Raw genomic sequence first — 14,393 nt, 5'->3', positions numbered from 1 at the left:
CCATGACGCTTGCAGTCCAATTCACCCACGTCTCCCGTCAGTTCGGCGAAGTGAAAGCCGTTGACCGGGTTTCCATCGATATCCAGGACGGCGAGTTCTTTTCCATGCTCGGCCCATCCGGCTCGGGCAAGACCACCTGTCTGCGCCTGATCGCCGGTTTCGAGCAGCCCAGCGCAGGCTCGATCCGGATTCATGGCGAGGAAGCCGCCGGCTTGCCGCCGTATCAACGTGATGTAAACACTGTGTTCCAGGACTACGCGCTGTTCCCCCATATGAATGTGCGCGACAACGTCGCCTATGGCCTCAAGGTCAAGGGTGTGGGCAAGAGCGAACGTCGCAACCGCGCCGAAGAAGCCTTAGGGATGGTCGCCCTCGGTGGCTATGGCGAGCGCAAGCCGGTGCAGCTCTCCGGCGGCCAACGCCAACGGGTGGCCCTGGCCCGCGCGCTGGTCAATCGCCCGCGCGTGTTGCTATTGGACGAGCCGTTGGGCGCCCTCGACCTCAAGCTGCGCGAACAAATGCAAAGCGAGCTGAAGAAGCTGCAACGCCAGCTTGGCATTACTTTTATCTTCGTCACCCACGACCAGACCGAAGCGCTGTCGATGTCCGACCGTGTGGCGGTGTTCAACAAAGGCCGGATCGAACAGGTCGACACCCCGCGCAACCTGTATATGAAACCGGCCACCGCGTTCGTCGCCGAGTTCGTCGGCACCTCCAACGTCATTCGCGGCGAGTTGGCCCAGCGCCTCAGCGGCAGCACGCAGCCGTTCTCGATTCGTCCGGAGCACGTACGTTTTGCCGAGGGCCCGCTGGGTGCTGGCGAAGTGGAAATCAGCGGCTTGCTGCACGACATCCAGTACCAGGGCAGCGCCACCCGCTATGAACTGAAACTGGAAAACGGTCAGGCGCTGAATATCAGCCAGGCCAACAACCAGTGGCTGGACATCAGCAGCGGCCATCAGGTCGGCCAGTCCATCACCGCCCGCTGGGCACGGGAAGCCATGACGCCGCTGACTGACCGCGCAGGCGAGGTGTGACATGAGCCTGGCCCTTTCCCAACCGCCGATGCGCAGGTTTTCCAACCTGCTGTACCGCAAGCCCAACCTATACCTGGCGATGCTGCTGATACCGCCGCTGATCTGGTTCGGCGCGATCTACCTGGGTTCGTTGCTGACCCTGCTGTGGCAAGGCTTCTATACCTTTGACGACTTCACCATGGCGGTCACGCCGGACCTGACCCTGGCCAACTTCGCCGCGCTGTTCCAGCCGTCGAACTTCGACATCATCCTGCGCACCTTGAGCATGGCGATCGTGGTGTCGATCGCCAGCGCCATCGTCGCCTTCCCGATTGCCTACTACATGGCGCGCTACACCACGGGCAAGACCAAGGCGTTTTTCTATATCGCGGTGATGATGCCGATGTGGGCCAGCTATATCGTCAAGGCGTATGCCTGGACCCTGCTGCTGGCCAAGGGCGGCGTGGCGCAATGGTTCGTGCAGCACCTGGGCCTTGAGCCGGTGTTGCAATTCGTGCTGGGCATTCCCGGCGTGGGCGGCAGCACCTTGAGCACCTCGCACCTGGGGCGCTTCATGGTGTTCGTCTATATCTGGCTGCCCTTCATGATTCTGCCGATCCAGGCGTCCCTGGAGCGCTTGCCGCCGTCACTGCTGCAAGCCTCCGCCGACCTGGGCGCCAAGCCGCGCCAGACCTTCATGCAGGTGATTCTGCCACTCTCGGTGCCGGGGATTGCCGCCGGTTCGATCTTCACGTTTTCGCTGACCCTGGGCGACTTCATCGTGCCGCAACTGGTGGGCCCGCCGGGCTATTTCGTCGGCGGCATGGTGTACGCCCAGCAAGGTGCCATCGGCAATATGCCCATGGCCGCGGCGTTCACCCTGGTGCCGATCGTGCTGATCGCGGTTTACCTGTCCATCGTCAAACGCCTGGGGGCCTTCGATGCACTCTGAAAAATCGTCTATTGGCCTGAAGATCGCTGCTTGGGGTGGATTGGTGTTTCTCCATTTCCCGATCCTGATCATCTTCCTCTACGCCTTCAACACCGAAGAAGCCGCGTTCAGCTTTCCGCCCCAGGGCTTTACCCTGAAGTGGTTCAGCGTGGCCTTCGCCCGGCCGGACGTACTGGAAGCGATCAAACTGTCGTTGCAGATCGCCGCCATCGCCACCCTGATTGCCATGGTGCTTGGCACCCTGGCTTCGGCGGCGCTGTATCGCCGCGAGTTCTTTGGCAAGCAAGGCGTGTCGTTGATGTTGATCCTGCCGATCGCGCTGCCGGGGATCATCACCGGTATTGCGTTGCTGGCGACCTTCAAGACCCTGGGCATCGAGCCGGGGATGTTCACCATCATCGTCGGCCACGCGACGTTCTGCGTGGTGATCGTCTACAACAACGTGATCGCCCGTCTGCGCCGCACGTCCCACAGCCTGATCGAAGCCTCGATGGACCTGGGTGCCGACGGCTGGCAGACCTTCCGTTACATCATCATGCCCAACCTCGGCTCGGCGCTGCTGGCCGGCGGCATGCTGGCGTTTGCACTGTCGTTCGACGAAATCATCGTCACCACCTTTACCGCCGGTCATGAACGTACGTTGCCGCTGTGGTTGCTCAACCAGTTGAGCCGGCCACGGGATGTGCCGGTGACCAACGTGGTCGCGATGCTGGTGATGCTGGTGACGATGTTCCCGATCCTCGGTGCCTATTACCTGACCCGCGGCGGTGAAAGCGTGGCCGGGAGTGGTGGTAAATAATTTTTTGTTGAAGACACCGAGCTCAAATGTGGGAGGGGGCTTGCTCCCGATAGCAGTGTGTCAGTTGTAGATGATGTGACTGAAAGACTGTCATCGGGAGCAAGCCCCCTCCCACATTCAGAGCCGGTTTATTCAGTGACATAACGATCGCTTTTTGGAGGACAGAACCATGCAAACCAAACTCTTGATCAACGGCCACCTGGTCGAAGGCGAAGGCCCGGCGCAAGCAGTGTTCAACCCGGCACTGGGCCGTGTGCTGGTGGAAATCAACGAAGCCAGCGAAGCCCAGGTCGACGCCGCCGTGCGCGCCGCCGATGCGGCCTTCGAAGGCTGGTCGCAAACCGCGCCCAAGGATCGCTCGCTGTTGCTGCTGAAACTGGCCGACGTGATCGAAGCCCATGGCGCAGAGCTGGCCAAGCTGGAATCGGACAACTGCGGCAAGCCCTACAGCGCCGCCCTGAACGACGAGATTCCGGCGATTGCCGACGTGTTCCGCTTCTTCGCCGGCGCCAGCCGTTGCATGAGCGGTTCGGCCGGTGGTGAATACTTGCCTGGCCACACCTCGATGATCCGGCGCGACCCGGTGGGTGTGATCGCGTCCATCGCGCCCTGGAACTACCCGCTGATGATGGTCGCCTGGAAAATCGCTCCCGCCTTGGCAGCAGGTAATACCGTGGTGCTCAAGCCATCGGAACAAACCCCGCTGACCGCGCTGCGCATGGTCGAATTGGCGTCGGAGATTTTCCCGGCCGGTGTACTCAACCTGGTATTCGGCCGTGGGCCTACCGTGGGCAGTCCGCTGGTGAACCATCCGAAAGTGCGCATGGTGTCATTGACCGGCTCCATCGCCACTGGCGCCAATATCATCTCCAGCACCGCCGACAGCGTGAAGCGCATGCACATGGAGTTAGGCGGCAAGGCCCCCGTGATCATCTTCAACGACGCAGATATCGATGCCGCCGTGGAAGGTATTCGCACTTTCGGCTTCTACAACGCCGGCCAGGATTGCACCGCTGCGTGCCGGATTTATGCGCAAGCGGATATCTACGATGCGTTCGTCGAAAAGCTCGGCGCGGCGGTCGCCAGCATCAAATATGGCGTGCAGGATGACCCGGCGACCGAGCTGGGCCCGCTGATCACCGCGCAACACCGCGACCGTGTCGCCGGGTTTGTCGAACGCGCCGTAGCACAACCGCATATCCGCCTGGTCACCGGTGGCAAGGCGGTGCAAGGCAATGGTTTCTTCTTTGAGCCGACCGTCCTGGCTGACGCGCAGCAGGATGACGAGATCGTGCGCCGCGAGGTGTTCGGGCCGGTGGTGTCGGTAACCAAGTTCACCGATGAGGCGCAGGTGCTGGGCTGGGCCAATGATTCGGACTACGGGTTGGCGTCGTCCGTGTGGACCGCCGACGTAGGACGTGCCCACCGCCTGGCCGCGCGCTTGCAATACGGCTGCACCTGGGTAAACACCCATTTCATGCTCGTCAGCGAAATGCCTCACGGTGGTCAGAAACTGTCGGGGTATGGCAAGGACATGTCCATGTACGGGCTGGAGGACTACACCACCGTTCGGCATGTGATGTTCAAGCACTGATCTCCCCAAGCGCCGTAACGCTTTATTGTAGGAGCGAGCTTGCTCGCTCCTACACGCTTCCCCCATGGACATCACCCGCCGCGACTTCCTCAACGGCGTCGCCATCCGCCCTCCCACATTTGGAACTTCATAATTCCCAGGTAATGTGTCCACTCACAGCGCTGGAAATGTCTTGTTTCACATGCAATGCCATCACCCAGCCATCAATCAATTTTCCTACGTCATCGAACCGCTTAAGCTATCCGGCGTCTGTTTAATGTCCGTTGTGTTTGGCCGAAGGCATGTCCGAACCGTAATTTCTGATCCAGCACGTGCCAGGAACGGCGCGGGATTTGCTCACGACAGGTTGTCTCTATGCACCGCAGGAATTTGCTCAAAGCCTCCATGGCCATTGCGGCCTACACCGGTTTGTCAGCCAGCGGCCTGCTTGCCGCGCAGGCCTGGGCTGGTAACCGTGCCGCCGATGGCAAGGCCGTGGCGTTCGATTTTGAAACGCTCAAGGCCCAAGCCAAGCAGCTCGCCGGCACCGCGTATAAAGACACCAAACAGGTGCTGCCGCCCACACTGGCGACCATGACCCCGCAGAATTTCAATGCCATCGGCTACGACGGCAACCATTCGCTGTGGAAGGAATTGAACGGCCAACTTGACGTGCAGTTCTTCCACGTCGGCATGGGCTTCAAGACGCCGGTGCGCATGCACAGCGTCGACCCCAAGACCCGTGAAGCCCGTGAGGTGCATTTCCGTCCTTCGCTGTTCAACTATGAAAAAACCACTGTCGACACCAAACAGCTGACCGGCGACCTGGGTTTCTCCGGCTTCAAGTTGTTCAAGGCGCCGGAGCTGGATCGCCATGACGTGCTGTCGTTTCTCGGCGCCAGCTACTTCCGCGCGGTGGACTCCACCGGCCAGTACGGCCTCTCCGCCCGTGGCCTGGCGATTGATACCTACGCGAAAAAACGCGAGGAGTTCCCCGACTTCACGCAGTTCTGGTTCGAGACCCCGGACAAGAACGCTACCCGCTTTGTGGTCTACGCCCTGCTCGACTCGCCGAGCGCCACCGGTGCCTATCGTTTCGATATCGACTGCCAGGCCAACCAGGTGGTGATGGCCATCGACGCCAACATCAATGCCCGCACCGCCATCGAACAGCTGGGCATTGCAGCCATGACCAGCATGTTCAGCTGCGGCACCCACGAGCGGCGCATGTGCGACACCATCCATCCGCAAATCCACGATTCGGACCGCCTGGCAATGTGGCGTGGCAACGGCGAGTGGATCTGCCGCCCGTTGAACAACCCGGCCAAGCTGCAGTTCAACGCATTCGCCGACACCGACCCGAAAGGTTTCGGCCTGGTGCAGACCGATCATGAATTCGCCAGCTACCAGGACACCGTCGACTGGTACAGCAAGCGCCCAAGCCTGTGGGTCGAACCGACCACCGCGTGGGGCGAAGGCTCGATCGACCTGCTGGAAATCCCCACCACCGGCGAGACCCTGGACAACATCGTGGCCTTCTGGACCCCGAAAAAACCCGTGGCGGCCGGCGACTCACTCAACTATGGCTACAAGCTGTACTGGAGCGCATTGCCACCCGTGAGCACGCCGCTGGCGCAAGTCGACGCGACCCGTTCCGGCATGGGCGGCTTTACCGAAGGCTGGGCGCCGGGCGAGCACTACCCGCAAGTGTGGGCACGCCGCTTTGCCGTGGACTTCAAGGGTGGCGGCCTGGACCGTCTGCCAGCCGGCACCGGGATCGAGCCGGTGGTGACCTGCTCCCACGGTGAAGTGAAGGATTTCAGCGTGCTGGTGCTCGACAACATCAAGGGCTATCGCATTCTGTTCGATTGGTACCCAACCAGCGACAGCGTAGAACCGGTGGAACTGCGTCTGTTTATCCGCACCCAGGACCGCACCCTGAGTGAAACCTGGTTGTATCAGTACTTCCCGCCGGCACCGGACCAACGTAAGTACACCTGATCCCGATCGTTCCCACGCCCTGCGTGGGAACGATCCTTCAGCATGGCATCAGAACCGCGACACACTCTTCATCGCCCCAATCAGATAGCGCATCGCCACCTGATCGCTCTCGGTCAGGGCGCGATACTGCGCCAGTAATTCGGCTTCGTCCGAACTTAACCTGCGGCCACGCAAGGACACCCTGCGGGTGAAAAAAGACGCCACCACACCCGCTACACCATAGGACTTGGCCATGGACTGTTTCTCCTGATATCGATCAAATACTCCTGTGCCCACAAACCGTTTCCCGTGAAGCGCAATGCCCCCGTGGACAAACAGACTGACTCCCTGGGCCAGAAATCAGTCCTAACCTAAGCGTAGAAACAATCTCGTCACGTGTGGGATTTTTTTAGAGTATTCACTTAAAAAATCACTTCGGTAACAAATACCTACAACCTCATCCCACAGCATCAGGCAAAAAAAAACCCACCGATTCAAGGTGGGTTTCGATGGAGCCGATGCAGGATCAATCCCTCAAGTCAGACTCATGAATCGGCTGGTCCCGGTGGGTCGCCCGTTGGTACTGAGCCGGCCAAATGGCCTTGCGCCCGCCCAGATCATCATCGGCGTGCAACGGCCAGTAAGGATCACGCAGCAGTTCACGAGCCAGGAAGATGATGTCGGCCTGGCAGGTACGCAGGATGTGCTCGGCCTGGGCCGGTTCGGTGATCATGCCGACGGTGCCGGTGGCGATGCCCGACTCCTTGCGCACGCGCTCGGCAAAGCGCGTCTGGTAGCCAGGGCCGGTGGGGATTTCGGCGTTGGCGGCAGTGCCACCGGAGGACACGTCGATCAGGTCAACGCCCAGGTCTTTGAGACGGCGCGCCAGTTCCACGGTTTCATCGGGGTTCCAGCCATCTTCCACCCAATCGGTGGCCGACACCCGCACGAACAGCGGCAGCTCCTGGGGCCAGACTTCGCGCACGGCTTCGGTCACTTGCAGCACCAGGCGGATACGGTTCTCAAAGGAGCCGCCGTATTGGTCCTGACGCTGGTTGCTGATGGGCGAGAGGAATTGATGCAGCAGGTAACCATGAGCAGCGTGGATTTCCACCACTTCAAAACCGGCGGTCAGGGCGCGCCTGGCGGCGGCGACAAAATCGGCGATCACCTGCTGGATCTGCGCCTCATCCAATGGCTTGGGTTGTGTGTGCTGCGGGTCAAAGGCAATCGGCGACGGCCCCACCGGCACCCAGCCACCGTCCTGCGGCTTGACGCTGCCGTGCTTGCCGATCCACGGCCGGTGGGTGCTGGCCTTGCGTCCGGCATGGGCCAGCTGGATGCCCGCCACCGCGCCCTGGGCGGCGATAAAGCGGGTGATGCGTTGCAGGGGGGCGATCTGTTCGTCGTTCCACAGGCCCAGGTCTTCGGCCGTGATACGGCCATCGGCGGTCACGGCAGTGGCCTCGGTGAATATCAACCCGGCGCCGCCAACCGCGCGGCTGCCGAGGTGGACCAGGTGCCAGTCGTTGGCCAGGCCATCGACACTTGAGTACTGACACATTGGCGACACGGCGATGCGGTTGAGCAGGGTCAATTGGCGCAGGGTATAGGGTTCGAGCAGCTGACTCATGGCGCACCTCTTCTTGGCTTTTGGGCACTTTTGTAGGAGCGAGCTTGCTCGCGAAGGCCTCATAGGCGCCGCGTTTATCCAGGATTAACGCGTTACCGTGACGTTTTTCGCGGGCAAGTCCGCTCCTACACAACAGTGCTTAGAGCCTAGTCGACAACAGTGGATTGCACAGGGTTCAGAAGCAAAGCGGGAGCCGATTGCCGGCTCCCGTACCGCCGCGCTTACATTTCGACCTGGGTGCCCAGCTCGATCACCCGGTTGACCGGGAGCTTGAAGAACCGCAGGTTGCCGTTGGCGTTCTTGAGCATGAACGCAAACAACGCTTCGCGCCAACGGGCCATGCCCTTGATGCGCGAGGCGATGACTGTTTCACGGCTGAGGAAGTAGGTGGTCCGCATCGGACTGAAATCCAGGCCGTCCAAATGGCACAGTTTCAAGGCTTCGGGCACGTCCGGCTCATCGGTAAAGCCGAAGTGCAGGATCACGCGGAAGAACCCTTCGCCGTAGGAGTCCACTTCGAAACGCCGTGAGGCCGGGACACGCGGGATGTCTTCGTAGACCACCGTCAGCAACACCACTTGTTCATGCAGCACCTGGTTATGCAGCAGGTTGTGCAACAGCGCGTGGGGCACCGCGTCCGGGCGGGCGGTGAGGAACACCGCCGTGCCCTGCACGCGATGCGGCGGCTGCACGCGGATGCTGCTGATGAAGATCGGCAACGGCAGGCCACCTTCGTCGAGGCGGTCCACCAGCAATTGCTTGCCGCGCTTCCAAGTGGTCATCAGTACGAACAGCACAATCCCCGCCAATACCGGGAAGGCGCCGCCCTGAATGATCTTCGGCACGTTCGCCGCGAAGTACAGCCCGTCCACCAACAGACAGCAGACCAGGACCGGCACGGCCAGAATCGGTGGCCATTTCCACAGCAACAGCATGACTGCCGACACCAGGATAGTGGTCATCAGCATGGTCCCCGTCACCGCCACGCCGTAGGCCGACGCCAGCGCGTTGGAGGACTCGAAACCCAGCACCAGCAGGATCACGCCGACCATCAACGACCAGTTCACCGCACCGATATAGATCTGGCCCTGTTCGGCGCTTGAGGTGTGCTGGATATGCATGCGCGGGATATAACCCAGCTGGATCGCCTGGCGCGTCAACGAGAACGCACCGGAAATCACCGCCTGGGACGCAATCACCGTGGCCAGGGTGGACAACACCACCAGCGGGATCAGCGCCCAACTCGGCGCCAGCAAGTAGAAGGGGTTGCGCGCGGCTTCCGGATCGCCCAGCAGCATGGCGCCCTGGCCGAAATAGTTGAGCACCAGCGCCGGCAACACCAGGATGAACCAGGCGCGGGCGATGGGCTTGCGGCCGAAGTGGCCCATGTCGGCATACAGCGCTTCGGCACCGGTCAACGCCAGCACGACCGCACCGAGGATCGCCACGCCAATGCCAGGGTGGGCCTCGAAGAAACGCACGCCCCACATCGGGTTCAGGGCATTGAGCACTTCAGGGTGCAGGGTAATGCCATACACGCCGAGGCCACCCAGCACCAGGAACCAAGTCACCATCACCGGCCCGAACAGCTTGCCGATGCGGTCAGTACCGTGCTTCTGGATCAGGAACAGCGCCACCAGCACCACCAAGGCGATCGGCACCACCCATTTTTCCAGGCCGTCGAACGCCAGTTCCAGGCCTTCAATGGCCGACAGCACGGAAATCGCCGGCGTGATCATGCTGTCGCCATAGAACAGCGCCGCACCGCACAGGCCGCACACCACGAGGAAACTGCGCAACTTCTTGCGCTCCCCTGCCGCCCTTCGCGCCAACGCGGTCAGGGCCATGATGCCGCCTTCGCCCTGGTTATCGGCGCGCAGCACAAACAGCATGTACTTGATCGACACCACCCAGATCAACGACCAGAAGATCAGCGCCAGGATCCCCAGCACGCCGTCATGGTTGACCTGCACCCCATAACCACCGTTGAACACCTCTTTGAGGGTATAGAGCGGGCTGGTACCGATATCGCCGTAAACCACCCCGACCGCTGCCACCAGCATGCCGATCGGCTTTGCGTTGGAATGCTCGGCACCTGCTGCCTGACTACTTGCCTGACCCATCAACCACTCCTGCCCTTTGACCTGAGGTCTCTTATAAACAACGCGTCTAAGCTGACCCTAGCATGCGCTGTTTTACTTCTCGTAACAGACGTTTTATTGACCCAAGGGTTTTACCCATGAGCAACGGCGCGAAGCATAGCGCAGCACTCGTCGCATTTCCCTGCATAAAGCTGGTCAAGTGCGTTGCCCGTCGCTAGAATTGCGCACTTTTTGATCAGAGGCGCAGCAAGCGCCCGTCCGCAGCCCTGTCGTGCCCGACTGGCGGCGTCATTCAATACCGAGGTTAGACATGTCCACCACCATCGCAAAAGCCAACCCCAAGGTTGGCTTTGTTTCCCTGGGTTGCCCGAAGGCTCTCGTCGATTCCGAGCGCATCCTCACGCAACTGCGTATGGAAGGCTATGACGTTGTGTCCACTTACCAGGACGCCGACGTGGTGGTGGTCAACACCTGCGGCTTTATCGACTCGGCCAAGGCAGAGTCCCTGGAAGTGATCGGCGAAGCCATCAAGGAAAACGGCAAGGTCATCGTGACCGGTTGCATGGGTGTGGAAGAAGGCAATATCCGCAACGTGCACCCAAGCGTGCTGGCCGTGACCGGCCCGCAGCAGTACGAGCAGGTGGTCAATGCGGTGCACGACGTGGTGCCGCCGCGCCAGGATCACAACCCGCTGATCGACCTGGTGCCGCCCCAAGGCATCAAGCTGACCCCACGTCACTATGCGTACCTGAAGATTTCCGAAGGCTGCAACCACAGCTGCAGCTTCTGCATCATCCCGTCGATGCGTGGCAAGCTGGTCAGCCGTCCGGTAGGTGATGTACTCGACGAGGCCCAGCGCCTGGTCAAATCCGGCGTCAAAGAGCTGCTGGTGATCTCCCAGGACACCAGCGCCTACGGCGTCGACGTGAAATACCGCACCGGCTTCTGGAACGGCGCGCCGGTGAAAACCCGCATGACCGAACTCTGCGAAGCCCTCAGCAGCCTGGGCGTGTGGGTGCGTCTGCACTACGTCTATCCGTACCCGCACGTGGACGAGCTGATCCCATTGATGGCCGCCGGCAAGATCCTGCCGTACCTGGACATCCCGTTCCAGCACGCCAGCCCGAAAGTGCTCAAGGCCATGAAACGCCCGGCCTTCGAAGACAAGACCCTGGCGCGCATCAAGAACTGGCGCGAGATCTGCCCCGAGCTGATCATCCGTTCGACCTTCATCGTCGGCTTCCCCGGCGAAACCGAAGAAGACTTCCAGTACCTGCTGGACTGGCTGACCGAAGCGCAACTGGACCGCGTGGGTTGCTTCCAGTACTCGCCCGTGGAAGGTGCGCCGGCCAACCTGCTGGACCTGGCCGTGGTCCCGGATGACGTCAAGCAGGACCGTTGGGAGCGCTTCATGGCGCACCAACAGGCAATCAGCTCGGCGCGTCTGCAACTGCGTATCGGCAAGGAAATCGAAGTACTGATCGACGAAGTGGACGAGCAAGGCGCAGTCGGCCGTTGCTTCTTCGATGCACCGGAAATCGACGGTAACGTGTTTATCGACGATGCCAGCGGCTTGAAGCCGGGTGACAAGGTCTGGTGCACCGTGACCGACGCTGATGAGTACGATCTGTGGGCTGAAAAGCGCGACTGATCAAAAAAACTTGAAAAGCCCTGCCTCTGGACAAGATGCGGGGCTTTTTTAGGTCTATTGTTTTGCCCATCGGCACCCATCATGGCAAGGGGCAGCGGGCATGCGCCAGCATTCGGTTATCCACACACCTAAAACCAGCGACTACGCAGAATTGACGCGCATCTGGGAGGCCTCGGTGCGGGCCACCCATGATTTTTTACCGGACAGCTACATCGAGCTGCTGAAAAACCTGGTGCTGACCCGCTACCTGGATTCGGTGATGCTGATCTGCACCCGTGACCCGCGCCAACGCATCACCGGGTTTGCCGGGGTGGCGTGCGGTAAGGTGGAGATGCTGTTTATCGACCCGCAATACCGCGGGCAGGGCCTCGGCCGGCAGTTGCTGCGTTATGCAATCGAAAGCATGAACGCCGACGAACTGGACGTTAACGAGCAGAATCCCCAGGCCTTGGGGTTCTATTTCAAACAGGGTTTCGAAGTGATCGGGCGCACCGAGCATGATGGCTTGGGGCAGCCTTATCCATTGCTGCACCTGCGGCTGCGCCAGCAACAACAAAAGGCCCGTCAGGGCTAAATGAAATGGGGCCGGGATTAACCGCGCCCACACAGGTACAATAGCCGCCCCCTTTTGTTACGGCCCTTGTCATGACTGACCCCATACGCCTCTCCAAACGCCTTATCGAACTGGTCGGTTGCTCCCGTCGGGAGGCTGAGCTGTTTATCGAAGGCGGCTGGGTCTCGGTGGACGGTGAAGTGATCGACGAACCGCAATTCAAGATCACCACCCAGAAGGTCGAACTGGACCCAGAGGCCAAGGCCACCGCGCCAGAGCCGGTGACCATCCTGTTCCACGCCCCGGTCGGTGTAGATGCAGAGACGGCAATGGCCTCGATCAGCGCCGAAACCCTGTCCGAAGAACACCGCTTCAGCAAGCGTCCGCTCAAGGGCCACTTCCTGCGCCTGACCGCCAGCGCCGACCTGCAAGCCAAGGCCAGCGGCCTGTTGGTGTTTACCCAGGACTGGAAGATTCTGCGCAAGTTGACCGCCGATGCCGCCAAGATCGAGCAGGAATACGTGGTGGAGGTTGAAGGCGACATGGTTGCCCACGGCCTCAACCGCCTGAACCACGGCCTGACCTACAAAGGCAAAGAGCTGCCAGCCGTGAAAGCCAGCTGGCAGAACGAAAATCGCCTGCGCTTTGCGATGAAGAACCCGCAACCGGGCGTGATCGCCCTGTTCTGCGAAGCCGTTGGCCTGAAAGTCGTTGCCATCCGCCGCATTCGCATCGGCGGCGTGTCCATCGGCAAAGTGCCAGTCGGCCAATGGCGTTACCTGTCCGGCAAAGAGAAGTTCTAAGCCGCCTCCCCTTTCCAGGCTCCGCCCCACCCGGCGGCGCCCACCGTTGAAAACCAGGATTGCCCACCATGATTCACAACGACGTACTGCGCAGCGTGCGCTACATGCTCGACATCAGCGACAACAAGATGGTCGAGCTGATCAAGCTCGGCGGCATGGAAGTGACCAAGGAAGACCTGCTGACTTACCTCAAGAAAGATGAGGAAGAAGGCTTTGTGTTCTGCCCGGATGACGTCATGGCCCACTTCCTTGATGGCCTGGTGATTTTCAAGCGCGGCAAGGACGAAAGCCGTCCGCCGCAGCCGATCGAAACCCCGGTGACCAACAACATCATCCTCAAGAAACTGCGCGTGGCCTTCGAACTGAAGGAAGACGACATGCACGCCATCCTCAAGGCCGCCGAATTCCCGGTGTCCAAGCCTGAACTGAGCGCACTGTTCCGTAAGTTCGGCCACACCAACTACCGCACCTGTGGCGACCAGTTGCTGCGCAACTTCCTCAAGGGCCTGACGCTGCGGGTTCGCGCGTAAGCCATGAGTTACCAGGTCTCGCCCGTCGGTTTCGTACGCTCCTGCTTCAAGGAGAAGTTCGCTATTCCGCGCCAACCGCAACTGGCGCCTGCCGCGCGGGGCGTGCTGGAGTTGGTGGCGCCGTTCGACCAGGGTGAGGCGGTACAGGGTCTGGAACAGGTCAGCCATGTGTGGCTGTTGTTCCTGTTCCACCAGGCCCTGGAAGATAAGCCTCGTCTGAAAGTGCGCCCGCCACGCCTGGGCGGCAACACGTCCATGGGCGTGTTTGCGACCCGCGCGACTCATCGGCCCAACGGGATTGGCCAGTCAGTGGTCAAGCTGGACAAAGTGGAGCCGGGGCGGCTGTGGATTTCCGGGATCGATTTGCTCGATGGCACACCGGTGTTGGATATCAAGCCGTATGTGCCCTACGCCGACATCATCGACACGGCCACCAACAACATCGCCAGTGGAGCGCCACAGTTAATTTCCGTGCAGTGGCTGAAGACGGCTCTGCAGCAGGCACAAGGCCACGCTCAGCGCCTTGGAGAGCCATTGGTGGAGTTGATCGATCAGTGTCTGGCACAGGATCCACGGCCGGCGTACCAGACGCCTGGGCCTGAGCGCGAATACGGGGCGCAGTTCTGGGATGTGGATGTGCGCTGGCACTATCCTGAGGCTGGGATGATTTGTGTGCTGGAAGTGGTTCCGGCGGGATAAACCGGAAACCAAATGTGGGAGGGGGCTTGCTCCCGATGGCGGTGGGTCAGTCGATATACAAGTTGACTGATCCACTGCCATCGGGGGCAAGCCCCCTCCCAT

13 protein-coding genes are annotated in these 14,393 nt (G+C 60.8%); 10 read left to right on the top strand and 3 right to left on the bottom strand.

The genetic code is table 11. The features are described 5' to 3' along the window. The first annotated feature begins 2 nt into the window (after nucleotides 1–2). From ACHPFG_RS06980 to ACHPFG_RS06960, 5 genes are all read left to right on the top strand, one after another. Nucleotides 3–1,037 (top strand): ABC transporter ATP-binding protein, encoded by a 1,035-nt coding sequence (locus ACHPFG_RS06980; protein WP_431701923.1) that lies wholly within the window; start codon nucleotides 3–5, stop codon nucleotides 1,035–1,037. A gap of 1 nt (nucleotide 1,038) precedes the next feature. Continuing rightward, nucleotides 1,039–1,968: an ABC transporter permease gene (locus ACHPFG_RS06975; RefSeq protein ID WP_090408657.1), complete on the top strand. Its 930-nt coding sequence runs from the start codon at nucleotides 1,039–1,041 to the stop codon at nucleotides 1,966–1,968. Then, nucleotides 1,958–2,767, top strand: coding sequence for an ABC transporter permease (locus tag ACHPFG_RS06970; RefSeq protein WP_016977919.1), 810 nt, complete (start codon nucleotides 1,958–1,960; stop codon nucleotides 2,765–2,767). The genes ACHPFG_RS06975 and ACHPFG_RS06970 overlap by 11 nt, the downstream gene beginning before the upstream one ends. Nucleotides 2,768–2,936: 169 nt before the next feature. Further along, entirely contained in the window at nucleotides 2,937–4,361 is a 1,425-nt protein-coding gene (locus ACHPFG_RS06965; RefSeq protein WP_431701922.1) for a gamma-aminobutyraldehyde dehydrogenase, read from the top strand. Between the two features lie 354 nt (nucleotides 4,362–4,715). Next, a complete protein-coding gene (locus tag ACHPFG_RS06960) occupies nucleotides 4,716–6,341 on the top strand; it encodes a glucan biosynthesis protein D (protein WP_131697306.1) in 1,626 nt (541 codons plus the stop codon). Nucleotides 6,342–6,389: 48 nt separating this feature from the next. On the opposite strand, the gene ACHPFG_RS06955 is transcribed toward ACHPFG_RS06960, so the two are convergent. The 3 genes from ACHPFG_RS06955 to ACHPFG_RS06945 form a co-directional block, all read right to left on the bottom strand. Beyond that, on the bottom strand, nucleotides 6,390–6,575 hold the full coding sequence (locus tag ACHPFG_RS06955; RefSeq protein WP_131697307.1) for a hypothetical protein: 186 nt from the start codon (nucleotides 6,573–6,575) through the stop codon (nucleotides 6,390–6,392). A gap of 271 nt (nucleotides 6,576–6,846) precedes the next feature. After that, on the bottom strand, nucleotides 6,847–7,953 hold the full coding sequence (locus ACHPFG_RS06950) for an NADH:flavin oxidoreductase/NADH oxidase (RefSeq protein WP_131697308.1): 1,107 nt from the start codon (nucleotides 7,951–7,953) through the stop codon (nucleotides 6,847–6,849). A 221-nt stretch (nucleotides 7,954–8,174) separates the two neighbouring features. Beyond that, nucleotides 8,175–10,076 (bottom strand): potassium transporter Kup, encoded by a 1,902-nt coding sequence (locus ACHPFG_RS06945; protein WP_027604535.1) that lies wholly within the window; start codon nucleotides 10,074–10,076, stop codon nucleotides 8,175–8,177. A 289-nt stretch (nucleotides 10,077–10,365) separates the two neighbouring features. Between ACHPFG_RS06945 and rimO the strand changes: the two genes are divergently transcribed. The 5 genes from rimO to tsaA all read left to right on the top strand — a co-directional run bounded on the left by rimO (nucleotide 10,366) and on the right by tsaA (nucleotide 14,291). Further along, a complete protein-coding gene (gene rimO / locus ACHPFG_RS06940; protein WP_005785474.1) occupies nucleotides 10,366–11,706 on the top strand; it encodes a 30S ribosomal protein S12 methylthiotransferase RimO in 1,341 nt (446 codons plus the stop codon). 100 nt (nucleotides 11,707–11,806) lie between these two features. Beyond that, entirely contained in the window at nucleotides 11,807–12,280 is a 474-nt protein-coding gene (locus ACHPFG_RS06935; protein ID WP_431701921.1) for a GNAT family N-acetyltransferase, read from the top strand. Nucleotides 12,281–12,351: 71 nt separating this feature from the next. Further along, nucleotides 12,352–13,062, top strand: coding sequence for an rRNA pseudouridine synthase (locus ACHPFG_RS06930; RefSeq protein ID WP_027604539.1), 711 nt, complete (start codon nucleotides 12,352–12,354; stop codon nucleotides 13,060–13,062). Nucleotides 13,063–13,130: 68 nt separating this feature from the next. Then, nucleotides 13,131–13,592 (top strand): DUF1456 family protein, encoded by a 462-nt coding sequence (locus ACHPFG_RS06925; protein ID WP_131697343.1) that lies wholly within the window; start codon nucleotides 13,131–13,133, stop codon nucleotides 13,590–13,592. A 3-nt stretch (nucleotides 13,593–13,595) separates the two neighbouring features. Next, nucleotides 13,596–14,291, top strand: coding sequence for a tRNA (N6-threonylcarbamoyladenosine(37)-N6)-methyltransferase TrmO (gene tsaA / locus ACHPFG_RS06920; protein WP_431701920.1), 696 nt, complete (start codon nucleotides 13,596–13,598; stop codon nucleotides 14,289–14,291). The last annotated feature ends 102 nt before the right edge of the window (nucleotides 14,292–14,393 follow it).

The organism is Pseudomonas sp. BR20, from assembly GCF_050780135.1.
Lineage (GTDB): Bacteria > Pseudomonadota > Gammaproteobacteria > Pseudomonadales > Pseudomonadaceae > Aquipseudomonas.
Note: the sequence above shows the minus strand (reverse complement) of the source record. Positions and strands in the feature narration are given on the sequence as shown.